This window comes from Arthrobacter glacialis, assembly GCF_002909415.1.
GTDB classification, from domain to species: domain Bacteria; phylum Actinomycetota; class Actinomycetes; order Actinomycetales; family Micrococcaceae; genus Specibacter; species Specibacter glacialis.
In genome coordinates this window covers 79,979-91,947 of the sequence record NZ_PPXB01000006.1, presented here as the reverse complement: position 1 = coordinate 91,947, position 11,969 = coordinate 79,979, and the positions used below count along the sequence as shown (strand labels likewise).

The 11,969-nt window shown below is 60.5% G+C and carries 12 protein-coding genes; 10 read left to right on the top strand and 2 right to left on the bottom strand.

Going from position 1 to position 11,969, the window contains the following annotated elements:
* Positions 1 to 159: 159 nt before the first annotated feature.
* Positions 160 to 408 (bottom strand): hypothetical protein, encoded by a 249-nt coding sequence (locus CVS28_RS08955; RefSeq protein WP_103481278.1) that lies wholly within the window; start codon positions 406 to 408, stop codon positions 160 to 162.
* Between the two features lie 412 nt (positions 409 to 820).
* On the opposite strand from CVS28_RS08955, the gene CVS28_RS08950 reads away from it, so the two are divergent.
* Positions 821 to 2,281, top strand: coding sequence for an aldehyde dehydrogenase family protein (locus CVS28_RS08950; RefSeq protein WP_103481277.1), 1,461 nt, complete (start codon positions 821 to 823; stop codon positions 2,279 to 2,281).
* A gap of 168 nt (positions 2,282 to 2,449) precedes the next feature.
* Here CVS28_RS08950 and CVS28_RS08945 read toward each other — a convergent pair whose 3' ends face one another.
* Positions 2,450 to 3,397 (bottom strand): LysR family transcriptional regulator, encoded by a 948-nt coding sequence (locus tag CVS28_RS08945; protein ID WP_103465542.1) that lies wholly within the window; start codon positions 3,395 to 3,397, stop codon positions 2,450 to 2,452.
* Between the two features lie 140 nt (positions 3,398 to 3,537).
* On the opposite strand from CVS28_RS08945, the gene CVS28_RS08940 reads away from it, so the two are divergent.
* The 9 genes from CVS28_RS08940 (at position 3,538) to CVS28_RS08900 (ending at position 11,929) form a co-directional block, all read left to right on the top strand.
* The gene (locus CVS28_RS08940; protein WP_103481417.1) at positions 3,538 to 4,122 is read left to right on the top strand and encodes a sugar O-acetyltransferase; all 585 of its coding nucleotides are present in this window, start codon (positions 3,538 to 3,540) and stop codon (positions 4,120 to 4,122) included.
* On the top strand, positions 4,119 to 4,709 hold the full coding sequence (locus CVS28_RS08935) for a TetR/AcrR family transcriptional regulator (RefSeq protein ID WP_243399800.1): 591 nt from the start codon (positions 4,119 to 4,121) through the stop codon (positions 4,707 to 4,709). Before CVS28_RS08940 ends, CVS28_RS08935 begins: the two co-directional genes overlap by 4 nt.
* Positions 4,710 to 4,711: 2 nt before the next feature.
* Entirely contained in the window at positions 4,712 to 5,947 is a 1,236-nt protein-coding gene (locus tag CVS28_RS08930; protein WP_103481276.1) for an MFS transporter, read from the top strand.
* 297 nt (positions 5,948 to 6,244) lie between these two features.
* The gene (gene nrdH / locus CVS28_RS08925) at positions 6,245 to 6,490 is read left to right on the top strand and encodes a glutaredoxin-like protein NrdH (protein ID WP_103465544.1); all 246 of its coding nucleotides are present in this window, start codon (positions 6,245 to 6,247) and stop codon (positions 6,488 to 6,490) included.
* A gap of 112 nt (positions 6,491 to 6,602) precedes the next feature.
* Positions 6,603 to 7,079 carry a class Ib ribonucleoside-diphosphate reductase assembly flavoprotein NrdI gene (gene nrdI, locus CVS28_RS08920; RefSeq protein ID WP_103465545.1) on the top strand — a complete coding sequence of 159 codons (477 nt, stop codon included), beginning with the start codon at positions 6,603 to 6,605 and terminating at the stop codon, positions 7,077 to 7,079.
* A gap of 14 nt (positions 7,080 to 7,093) precedes the next feature.
* The gene (gene nrdE, locus CVS28_RS08915) at positions 7,094 to 9,214 is read left to right on the top strand and encodes a class 1b ribonucleoside-diphosphate reductase subunit alpha (protein ID WP_103481416.1); all 2,121 of its coding nucleotides are present in this window, start codon (positions 7,094 to 7,096) and stop codon (positions 9,212 to 9,214) included.
* A 111-nt stretch (positions 9,215 to 9,325) separates the two neighbouring features.
* Positions 9,326 to 10,303, top strand: a complete 978-nt coding sequence (gene nrdF / locus CVS28_RS08910) for a class 1b ribonucleoside-diphosphate reductase subunit beta (protein ID WP_103465546.1) — start codon at positions 9,326 to 9,328, stop codon at positions 10,301 to 10,303.
* 232 nt (positions 10,304 to 10,535) lie between these two features.
* A complete protein-coding gene (locus CVS28_RS08905) occupies positions 10,536 to 10,736 on the top strand; it encodes a helix-turn-helix transcriptional regulator (protein WP_243399799.1) in 201 nt (66 codons plus the stop codon).
* Positions 10,733 to 11,929, top strand: a complete 1,197-nt coding sequence (locus tag CVS28_RS08900) for a type II toxin-antitoxin system HipA family toxin (RefSeq protein ID WP_103481275.1) — start codon at positions 10,733 to 10,735, stop codon at positions 11,927 to 11,929. Before CVS28_RS08905 ends, CVS28_RS08900 begins: the two co-directional genes overlap by 4 nt.
* Positions 11,930 to 11,969 lie beyond the last annotated feature (40 nt).

The following is an 11,969-nucleotide window of genomic DNA, read 5'->3' as shown; positions in this document are numbered from 1 at the left end:
CCCTCGGGCGCGTGGGCCCACCGCGCCCTCCCAAGGGCCAGCCGCTTTACGCCAGAAGGCGTTCCTTGTCTCCCTCATGGGGAGGCAAGGAACGCCTGCTGCGCTTAATGCGGGACTGCGGGCAACAAGGCAGCGTGTGCGAAGGTGAAGTGCTCGGCGCTAGGGTTCCGTGCGGAGGCGCTGGAACAGAGCTGTGATGCCCACTCCCAGCATCGCCAGTGCACCCAGAGCGAAGATCAGCAGTCCCACGTTGGTGCCCGCCACAATCCAGGTGGGAGCATAGCCCGGCTGAAGTCCCTGATCTTCGGCAATTCGGTACTGGACCCCCGAAATTACCTGAAAGGCAAGGGCGGTAAAGAAACCCACGGCTGCCGTGATCCCGGACCCTAGGGTCATGTACTTGATCACCGTCGCTTGTCTTCCTCTTCGCTTGGTCGCCCTGCACCCATGGTCGCAGATGCTGCATGTGCGTCGTAGAGCAGCAGCAGTATGTTGCGTTCCGACCATCGGCGTGAGTAGCCTTCTCGCGACGTATGGTTGGACACTAGTGCCGTGCTTGAGTGGGCCGCATTCCGCCACGTTCCACCAACTTCGAATATGTGTTCGAATTTGCTTGAATTGGAATATTGGCACAAAACGCAGTCTCGCCGCCAACGTGCGTGAGAGGGGACGGCCCACGGCTACCCCGGAAGGCATACCCTCTACGCGTGTGTGGCGGAGTGAGAGAACCGGTGATACTCGCCGTCGGACGGACTAAGATGCGAGGGAACGCCTGATCGCGGGTGACAAGCGAACCGCGCCGGGGGAGTAGATTGGGGCCATGAGCGCACAGAACCTAGACACCCTGGTACAAACCAACGGGACACCGAACACCATCGAAGCAACCGTTGAGGCGGCCCGCCAACTCTTCAACACAGGCGTGACCAAACCGCTCGACTGGCGGCTGGCACGCCTCACGGCCATGAACCAGATGCTGGTCGACCACAAGGATGACTTCACGGCAGCGCTCGCAGCCGATCTTGGCAAACATCCCACCGAAGCGTGGCTGTCGGAGATAGGGTTTCTCACCGCAGAGATAGCCCACACAGTCAAACACCTTCAAGACTGGTTGAAACCCCGCAAGGCGTCAGTGCCGCTCAAGTTTCAACCAGCCGCGGCAACCATCGTGCTGGAACCATTGGGCGTTGTCTTGGTTATTGCACCCTGGAACTATCCCATTCAACTTCTTCTGGCACCGATCATCGGTGCGCTCGCAGCCGGGAACACCGTGGTGGCGAAACCCAGCGAGATGGCACCGGCCAGTTCGGCAGTGCTTGCCCGCTGGGTTCCGGAGTACCTTGCTGGCGCCGTGACCATCGTGGAGGGCGGGGTGCCCGAAATCACCAGCCTGCTTGACCAACGCTTCGACCACATCTTCTTCACGGGCAACGGCCGGGTGGGGCGGATTGTCATGAGTGCAGCCGCCAAGCACCTCACGCCAGTGACGCTGGAGCTGGGCGGGAAGTCACCCGTCTACATTGACGACACCGTAGAGATGATTACAGCGGCGCGCAGGATCGTGTGGGGCAAATTCATGAACGCAGGCCAAACCTGTGTGGCCCCCGACTATGTTTTGGGCACGGACTCCGCCCTGGCCAAGCTTGCCAAGGAATTGCCCGAGGCCATCGAGGAACTCTACGGTGCTGAGCCTGCCCACAGCCTGGCCTTTGGCCGCATGATCAACGACGCAGCCTTCTCCCGCGTTGCGGGCCTGCTCGCCATGGACCTGCAGGAGGAGAGCGGTTCGGCGCTTGTGACTGGAGGGTCAACGGATGCTGCAACACGATACATTGCGCCCACGGTAGTTCATGTGGACGCCGAATCCGCACTGATGGACGATGAAATCTTTGGCCCGGTTCTGGCGCTGGTGACCGTGGAGTCGGCGCAAGCCGCCATTGAGTTCATCAACCACCGCGAAAAGCCACTAGCGCTCTATGTCTTCAGCGAAGACGCAGGGGTGCGGGAGGCATTCACTGTACAAACGTCGTCGGGGGCGTTGAACTTTGGTGTGCCTGCGGCGCATCTGGGCATACCCGGGCTGCCGTTCGGAGGAGTGGGCGAGAGTGGCATGGGCCGCTACCATGGACAGCATTCCATTGACACGTTCTCGCACCACAAGGCAGTTTTGGACAAGCCCCTGTCGCCTGACACGATGAGCTTGATCTACCCGCCGTTTGGGGCCATTAAGAAGCAGGTCATCAAGCGCTTCGTGGCACCGGCCAAGAAGTTCCGCAAGGGCTAACGGGGCCTATGCGCGTCGCTGGAAGCCAGTGAGGCGCATACACCTAATTCTGGGCTCGGCGACTTTGGTTATGCGAAACACCACGTAGTCAGCCAGGCGCAGCTCTTTCACTGGCGCCACGCTGAGTATTTGCAGAGCGCATGGCCAAAGTGGCCGCGCCAACCCAAGCTACTTTCGTGTTTGCGCTGTGGGTTCGCCCAGGTGGCTGGTGCGGTTCAGCTCTGTCATGATGCCCGCCAGCTTGTCCACGAACACTTCGATGCGGGCTGTCCGCTTGTCATTGATGAGCAGGGCAAAAATGTTCCGGGCCAGCCGAATTTCCGGCACGTCCAGGACCACCACGTTGTCCGGCTTGTTTTGCAGGGCAAGCTCCGGGACCAGGGCTGCGCCCAGGCCTACGCTGGCCAGTTGCAAGCTGGCGTTGAAGTCATCGCTGTAGGCCGCCACGCGCGGGTGCAGATTGCAGCTGGCAAAGAGCCTTTCAATCACGGCAGCGTCACTGGTTCCGGGGTGGTGCATGATCCATGGCATGTCGGAGAGGTGCGACGCCTCCATCACCGAGCCAGCCCGAATACCCCAGGCCTTGGGCAGGACCACCCTGAAGTTGTCATCGCCAATCCATTGCCGATTGATGGTGTGCGGCCACGCCAGGCCGGACTGGCCCACCTGATACACCAGCGCAACATCCAATTCGCCGCCACTGCGCAAGCCGCCAATGGTCTGTTGCGGCTCACCGACCGACACGTGAAGGTTGATGCCCAGCCCCGGCCATTCGGGACTACGCAACAGCCGGGGGAGCACGTACGTGGCCAGTGAGGGAAAGATGCCCAATCGCAGCTCCTGACTGGTGCCTTCCTCCGTGCGGGAGCTGGCCGCCAGCAAGGCATCAATGTCGGTGAGCACCTTCGCCGCATGCCGGGACATGACCAAGGCGGCGTCAGTGGGCAGCACGCTGCGTGCGGATCGCTTGAACAAGGCGACTCCGCTGTCCCGCTCCAGTGTGGACATTTGCTGCGAAACGGCCGACGCCGTGTACCCCAGTTGGGTGGCCGCGGCCGCAAAAGACCCGCGACGGACCACCTCCAACAGGGTTTGCAAATGCACGGGGTTGATCACGTGGGCCCTCTTTCTCATGGCTAGGCTCGTTCTTAGCAAGCATAGGTGTCAGCGTCATGTAACGCGGTGGTGACACAGCTGCGGGAGTCGTTATGTACATTTGTACATAACGACTTTTTGATTGAAGGATGGAACCCGCCATGACGCACCCATATTTTGCCAACGACCCCCGCAGCATGCGCCAGCGCATGGAGGCCGGGGACCTGTACCTGGCAGAGGATACCGAACTGGCTGTGGCATCACAGCGCGCCATCACCGCGTCCCACCGTTACGGACAGGTGTGGCCCGAAGACCGCGAGGCGGCCGAAGTGATCCTGGCGGAGCTGATCGGCTCACTCGGGGAGGATGTGGAAATTCGTCCGCCGCTGTTCGTGGACTACGGCAGGTACATCACCATTGGCCCCGGAACGTTCATCAACTACAACTTCACAGCCCTGGACGTTGCCCCCATCACCATCGGCGCCGACGTCATGATTGGCCCCAACGTCCAGCTCCTGACACCCACGCACCCGCTCGAGTCCTGGTTGCGCCGCGACAAACTCGAGGCAGCCAAGCCCATCACCATTGGTGACAATGTTTGGCTCGGCGGCGGCGTCATTGTGCTGCCCGGCGTGACGATTGGCGAGAACACTGTGGTGGGTGCGGGTTCCGTTGTCACCCGCGACCTGCCGCCCAATGTGGTGGCCGTGGGCAACCCGGCACGCATCAGCAAGCAGCTCGCGTGAGCAAGCAGCCAGTGAGGGCCCGGCCCGAGCCAGCAGAAGGCAAGCCGCGCCGCCGCTATGACCCGGACCGCCGCGCGAACATCAGCGCCGCCGCCCTGGACGTGGTGGCCAAGCATGGGGTGGCCGGGGCAACGTACCGCAAGATTGCCGAACGTGCAGGTGTTTCCTTGGGCTCCTTGACGTACCACTTCGAGTCACTGGATGAGCTGCTCGGCGAGGCGTTCACCACGCTGGCCAATCGCACGGCAAACGGATTTGACGCAGCCATGGCCGAAGTGGGCGATGAGGCAGCAGCCCGTGACGCCGTCGTCAGTCTGATCACAGGCGAACTCCTGAACGACTCCCGCACCATGGTGCTCTCCTACGAGCTATACGCCTTGGCCACCCGCCGTCCGGACATGCGCCGTGTGACGGATGCGTGGATGGCGCGTAGCCGTGTGGCGCTCGGCAAATTCTTTGACCCGGAGACCACGCTCATGCTGGACGCCCTGATTGAGGGCCTGTCCATGCACCGGGCCCTGTCCCTGGCCCCCATGCCCAGAACCACAGTCGAAGCAGCTGTTGAACGAATCGTGGGAAAACCTTGAGCTTGAAAACAGCAGAATCGCCGGCGCTTCCCCTTCACATTCGCCGCGCCAGGTGGGCCGTGGCGGCCCTGTTCTTCACCAACGGGGCACTCTTTGCCAACCTGCTTCCACGATTCCCCGCCATCAAGGAGGCGCTGGGCCTGAGCAATGCCGAGTTCGGCTTTGCTGTGGCTGCCTACCCGCTGGGTGCGCTCTCGGCCGGGCTTGCCGCCGGGCTGCTCATCAGGCGGTTCCATTCCGCCAAGGTTGCCGTGGCCGGAACGCTCGGAACGGCGTTGGGGCTGGTCATTGCCGGCGTCACACCCAGTGGGATCCTGTTTGCTGCGGCCTTGCTGCTGGCCGGGGCCTTCGACGCCATCACGGATGTGGCACAGAATTCCCATGGCCTGCGCGTGCAGCGCCTGTACGGCCGCTCCATCCTGAACTCCTTCCACGCCGTGTGGAGCATTGGTGCGGTAACCGGAGGCCTCATGGGTTCCGCAGCGGCTGGCCTGCAGTTCCCGCTCTGGCTCCACCTGCTGATCTCAGGTGTGCTCTTCGCCGCGGTTTCGCAGGCCAGCCTGAGATTCCTGCTGCCGGGGCCTGACGCTGCGGACGCTGTTGAGGAGAAGCACGACGTCGTTCCTCGCCGAAGCGCTGCCGGGCTGGGCAAGTACTTGGTCATCATGGCGCTGGTGCTCATTGCCGCCGGCGGCACGCTGGTGGAGGATGCGGGCAGCACCTGGGCTGCCGTGTACTTGAGTGGTGACTTTGGTGCCGCCGCTTCGGTGGCCGGGCTGGGCTTTGTGGCCTTGGTGGGTGCCCAGTTCATTGGCCGGCTGGTAGGGGATTCCCTGGTGGACCGCTTTGGCCAGCGGCTGGTGGCGCAGGCCGGGGGAGTCATTGTCACTCTGGGCATGGGGCAAGCCTTGCTGTTCCCCACGGTGCCCGGCACCATTGCCGGTTTTGCCCTGGCTGGCTTCGGGGTGTCCACGCTGGTCCCGGCGGCGATGCACGCGGCGGACAACCTGCCCGGGTTGCGGGAGGGCACCGGTCTGACGGTTGTCAGCTGGCTCATGCGGGTGAGTTTCCTGCTCTCACCGCCCATTGTGGGTGCTGTTGCCGATGCCACCTCACTGCGCACGGGGCTGCTGGTGGTGCCCGTGGCGGGCCTTTTAGTGGTGCTGCTCTCACCGGCGCTGACCACTAGGGTCGACACGCCCAAGGAACAGACACGCCGCCCAGATTTTTGTGACTAAGTACTCCACAGCCTGTGGATAGTTCGGTTTAAACCTTGAGTTTTAGCGCTTTTAAATCTCCCAGCCTGTGGACTACCGGTGCATAAAATGACATACTTGTAATACATCATGTAGGGGTCAACGACGGGACCCTGCACTACATGTAGTATCTAATACAGAATTCAAGCGGTCCTTCGGGAAACCGCTTTGAACAGCTCGAATAGCTGGCGAGACCGTGGCGCGAACCGTGGTTCCCACCGACAGCGAGTGTGCCGCTAGCGGCAGCCATTAGAAGTTATAGACAAGGGGAACTCGATCATGACCGTCACGGTTTACACCAAACCTGCTTGCGTTCAGTGCAACGCCACCTACCGCGCCTTGGACAAAAAGGGCATCACCTACAAGAGCGTTGATATCTCCACCGATCCGGAAGCGCTGGAGCACGTGCTCAGCCTCGGCTACCAGCAGGCTCCGGTTGTCATTACCGACGCTGACCACTGGTCAGGATTCCGCCCGGACAAGATCGCCGAGATCAACCAGAATGCCGCCGTCAGCGTAGCCTGACATTCGGCGGGATATCCCGCCACCGCATTGCTGTGCACAGGTGCACAACGATGGGGCCGGCCATTGCTGGCCGGCCCCACGCCCGCAAGTAAGTAGTTGGAAAGCGATTGTCATGTCAGCCGTAGCAGCACAACCCGCTGTTGGTCAGATAGCCTCTCGAACCACCAGCAGCCGGTTGATTTACTTCTCGTCAACGTCTGAGAACACCCACCGCTTCGTTGAAAAACTTCGGATGAACGCGGCGCGGCTGCCGGTCTACACCTATGAAGACACACTCTTAGCTCAAGAACCCTATGTTTTAGTCCTTCCCACCTATGGGGGCGACGAAGGGCACGGGGCAGTACCAAAACAGGTCATCAAGTTCCTCAACGTGGCGGAAAATCGCGATCTGATTCGCGGCGTCATTGGCGCCGGGAACACAAATTTTGGCGAAACATATTGCCTAGCCGGAGACATTGTTGCTGCGAAGTGCAATGTAAAGCATTTATACCGTTTTGAACTGATGGGCACGTCGGAAGACGTGGACCGCGTTCACGAAGGATTGGAAGAATTTTGGACACGATTGCCACAGAGCCAGGCACAGCAGTGAAGGCTTCTAAGAGCATGCCCGCAGCATGGGAAGGCATGGGCTATCACGAGCTCAATGCCATGCTGAACCTCTACAACGCCGACGGCGAGATCCAGTTCGACGCCGACCGCGCCGCTGCCCGCCAGTACTTCCTGCAACACGTGAACAACAACACCGTGTTCTTCCACGACCTGGAAGAAAAGCTGGACTACTTGGTGAAGAACGAGTACTACGAGCGCGAGACGCTTGACCAGTACACGATGAACTTCATCCGTGACCTGTACAACCACGCGTACAAGAAGAAGTTCCGCTTTGAAACCTTCCTGGGCGCGTTCAAGTTCTACACGTCCTACACGCTGAAGACCTTCGACGGCAACCGCTACCTGGAGCGCTACGAAGACCGCGTCTGCATGGTTGCCCTGCACCTGGCCCGCGGCGATGAGGCCCTGGCCATGAAGATGGTTGATGAAATCATCGGCGGCCGCTTCCAGCCCGCAACCCCCACATTCCTGAACGCCGGCAAGCGCCAGCGCGGCGAGCTGGTCTCGTGCTTCCTGCTCCGCATCGAAGACAACATGGAGTCCATTGGCCGCTCCATCAACTCCGCACTGCAGCTCTCCAAGCGCGGCGGCGGTGTGGCGTTCGCGCTGACCAACATCCGCGAAGTCGGTGCCCCCATCAAGCAGATCGAGAACCAGTCCTCCGGCGTCATCCCCGTGATGAAGCTTCTCGAGGACAGCTTCTCCTACGCCAACCAGCTTGGTGCCCGCCAGGGCGCGGGTGCTGTTTACCTGCACGCCCACCACCCGGACATCAACCGTTTCCTGGACACCAAGCGTGAAAACGCTGATGAGAAGGTTCGCATCAAGACCCTTTCCCTGGGTGTTGTGGTTCCGGACATCACCTTTGAGTTGGCCAAGCGCGACGAGGACATGTACTTGTTCTCCCCGTACGACGTCGAAAAGGTTTACGGCATGCCGTTCTCCGACATCTCAGTCACTGAGAAGTACTACGAGATGGTTGATGACGCCCGCATCAAGAAGACCAAGATCAAGGCGCGCGAGTTCTTCCAGACGCTTGCCGAGATCCAGTTCGAGTCCGGCTACCCGTACATCATGTTTGAAGACACGGTGAACCGCGCCAACCCGATCGACGGCAAGATCATCATGTCCAACCTGTGCTCCGAGATCCTTCAGGTTTCTGCGCCCACCACGTACAACGATGACCTGTCCTACGCCGACACCGGCAAGGACATCTCCTGCAACCTTGGCTCGCTGAACATTGCCAAGGCCATGGACTCACCGGACTTCGCCAGCACCATTGAGACTTCCATCCGCACGCTGACGGCTGTCTCTGACATGTCCAACATCACCAGCGTGCCGTCCATTGCCAAGGGCAACGACCAGTCGCACGCCATTGGCCTGGGCCAGATGAACCTGCACGGTTACCTGGCCCGCGAGCGGGTCCACTACGGCTCCGCAGAGGGCCTGGATTTCACCAACATCTACTTCTACTCGGTGGTGTACCACTGCATCCGGGCCTCCAACCTGATCGCCATGGAGACCGGCACAACGTTTGCCGGCTTCGAAAAGTCCAAGTACGCCAGCGGCGAGTTCTTTGACAAGTACACGGATCAGGAATGGGTTCCGCAGACAGCCAAGGTTGCCGAAATGTTTGACGGCATCCACATCCCCACCCAGGAAGACTGGCGTGCGCTGAAGGCCTCCGTCATGGAGCACGGCATCTACAACCAGAACCTGCAGGCTGTCCCGCCCACGGGCTCCATCAGCTACATCAACAACTCCACGTCCTCGATCCACCCGGTGGCTTCGCGCATTGAGATCCGCAAGGAAGGCAAGCTGGGCCGCGTGTACTACCCGGCCCCGTACCTGACCAATGACAACCTTGAGTACTACAAGGATGCCTATGAGCTCGGTTTCGAAGCGACCATCGACACCTACGCTGCCGCCACGCAGCACGTGGACCAGGGCCTGTCCCTGACGTTGTTCTTCAAGGACACCGCCACCACGCGTGACATCAACAAAGCGCAGATTTATGCCTGGAAGAAGGGCATCAAGACCATTTACTACATCCGTCTCCGCCAGCTCGCGCTGGAAGGGACCGAGGTTGAAAATTGTGTCTCGTGCATGCTGTAGCACCACATAACTGAAGAGTACGACGGCGGGTGCGTCCCGCCGTCGTCCCTTTGGCTTAAGATTGATCTGGCCCATGCGGCCACCAGGATTTTTACAAGGAGAGAAGCAGCCATGACACCGGACAAGCTGAAGTTGGCGAGCCATGTAACGGCCATCAACTGGAATCGGATTGAGGACGAGAAGGACGTAGACGTCTGGAACCGCCTGGTCAACAACTTCTGGCTGCCGGAAAAAGTGCCGCTGTCCAACGACATCCAGTCGTGGGCCACGCTGACACCGGACGAGCAGCTGCTCACCATGCGCGTGTTCACCGGCCTGACCTTGCTGGACACCCTGCAGGGCACGGTTGGCGCCGTTTCGCTGATCCCGGACGCCATCACCCCGCACGAGGAAGCCGTCTACACGAACATTGCGTTCATGGAATCGGTGCACGCCAAGAGCTACTCCTCGATCTTCTCCACCCTGTGCTCCACGAAGGAAATCGACGAAGCCTTCCGCTGGTCGGTGGAGAACGTGAACCTGCAGAAGAAGGCTCAGATCATTGAGTCCTACTACTACGGTGATGACCCCCTCAAGCGCAAGATCGCCTCCACCTTGTTGGAATCGTTCTTGTTCTACTCGGGCTTCTACCTGCCGATGTACTGGTCTTCACGGGCCAAGCTGACGAACACCGCTGACCTGATCCGCCTGATCATTCGCGATGAGGCCGTACACGGCTACTACATCGGGTACAAGTACCAGAAGGGCCTGGAAGGTGTCTCCGCAGAGCGCAAGGAAGAACTGAAGGCGTGGACCTTCGAGCTCATGTTTGAGCTGTACGAGAACGAGGTTCAGTACACGCACGATCTTTACGACTCCGTTGGCCTGGCCGAGGACGTCAAGAAGTTCCTGCACTACAACGCCAACAAGGCGCTCATGAACCTGGGCTACGAGGCCATGTTCCCGGCCGCCGTCACCGACGTGAACCCGGCCATCCTGTCCGCGCTCTCACCGAATGCTGACGAGAACCACGACTTCTTCTCCGGCTCAGGTTCCTCCTACGTCATCGGCAAGGCAGTCAACACCGAAGACGACGACTGGGACTTCTAACTCCAGCAACTTGATGCGCGCAGCCTGACCGATTCGGTTGGGCTGTGCGCATTGTGCGTTATGGCCAATGCGGTTCCGAAACCGGCAATATTTTACCGGTTTGGCTTGATCCCGGCCCTTGGGCGCTGTGGCCAGCTATTTTCGGCAAAATATTGCCGAAATGACAATTGTGGTGCACGATGGCAAGTACAGATGCCGAAATCGGCATTTTGTTGCCGTTCGGAGGAGTGTCGTGGAGAGTATTACCGCCGTAGCTAACAGCATTCGCCGTGCACGCAAGGATGCAGGGCTGACCCAGGAAGACCTGGCCAACCTCGCCGAGACCTCGGAGCGCACCATCCGGGCCATCGAAACGGGGACCGGCAATCCCTCGCTGCGGGCTGTGGCGGCGGCGGCCAACGTCCTGGGGCTGCGCCTGACGGTCACCGGATGACTCAGGATCTACAGCACCTCAAGCTCATTCGGGACGCTGACGTCTACAAAGGTGGAGCCTTGGCTGGCAGTCTCTCGCGCACAGAAAAAGGGGGCGTTCGATTCGCCTACCGGGATGGCTACTTGGCTGGCGGAGAAACGCCCGTGGCATTCTCCCTGCCCCTGTCAGCAGTGGCGGTCGACACCCAGAACGGGGCGCTGCCGCCGTTCTTCACGGGACTTTTGCCCGAGGGCCACCGCCTGACCGTCTTGAAGAACGCTGCCAAGACAAGTTTTGACGACGAGCTCTCCCTTCTGCTGGCCGTCGGAGCTGACATGCCCGGCGATGTCCAGGTGGTTCCGGCCGGAGTTACTCCCACCGAACCCGAATCGTTGGCCAACACCTCGCATCCGGAGGAAATAGACTTCGCGGCTCTGGCGAATTCCGTCGACCTTCACGGACTGCCTGGTGTCCAGGACAAGGCCAGTGCGTCCATGCTGACCACCCCGCTGGCACTGCGTGGAATGCGCTACCTGCTGAAGTTGGATCCGGCAGAGAATCCGCACCTTGTGGTCAATGAGGCGGCACACCTCGCCGCAGCCAAGGGGCTGAAGGTTCCCGTGGCGAAGAGCAGGGTCATCAGTGACAGGAACGGTCTGGCCGGCCTGCTCGTGGAACGTTTCGACCGCGTCAAGGGTGACGGCGGGAGCTGGCTGAGATTGCCCCTGGAAGATGGGACCCAGGTGCTCGGGCTGCCGCCGGCCTCCAAGTACAGTGTTGCCTCCGAGGACGTAGTCGTGGCATTGGCCCGGCATTGCCACGCCCCAATTCTGGCCAAACGCAATATGTATCTGCAGTTTGTCTTCGCGTGGCTGACCGGCAACGGAGACCTCCATGCCAAGAACCTATCGATTCTGGGCAATTCCGAGTGCGCTTTCGCCATGGCCCCCATCTACGACGTGCCCTGCACACTCGTCTATGGTGACAACACCATGGCATTGTCCATTGCGGGCAAGTACAAGAACCTCAAGGCAAGGCATTGGGCTGAATTTGCCGCTTCCCTGGGGCTGCCTCCGAAGGCTGCGGCAGCCGCCAACATGCTCGCCTTGGACGCCGCCAATTCCATCCCGCTGGAGAGTCTGCCGTTTAGCGGTTCTCCGCTGCGTGGTGCAGAACGGGAACTCCGGTTCAGGCGGATGGAATTCATGGACTAGGCGGCACGGTTCGGCGGCGTCCGCCACTGCGTTGTTGATA

Coding starts and splice junctions, on each gene's coding strand:
- CVS28_RS08950 (WP_103481277.1), top strand. CDS start 821: ATGAGCGCACAGAACCTAGACACCCTGGTACAAACCAACGGGACACCG.
- CVS28_RS08940 (WP_103481417.1), top strand. CDS start 3,538: ATGACGCACCCATATTTTGCCAACGACCCCCGCAGCATGCGCCAGCGC.
- nrdH (WP_103465544.1), top strand. CDS start 6,245: ATGACCGTCACGGTTTACACCAAACCTGCTTGCGTTCAGTGCAACGCC.
- nrdI (WP_103465545.1), top strand. CDS start 6,603: ATGTCAGCCGTAGCAGCACAACCCGCTGTTGGTCAGATAGCCTCTCGA.
- nrdE (WP_103481416.1), top strand. CDS start 7,094: ATGCCCGCAGCATGGGAAGGCATGGGCTATCACGAGCTCAATGCCATG.
- nrdF (WP_103465546.1), top strand. CDS start 9,326: ATGACACCGGACAAGCTGAAGTTGGCGAGCCATGTAACGGCCATCAAC.
- CVS28_RS08900 (WP_103481275.1), top strand. CDS start 10,733: ATGACTCAGGATCTACAGCACCTCAAGCTCATTCGGGACGCTGACGTC.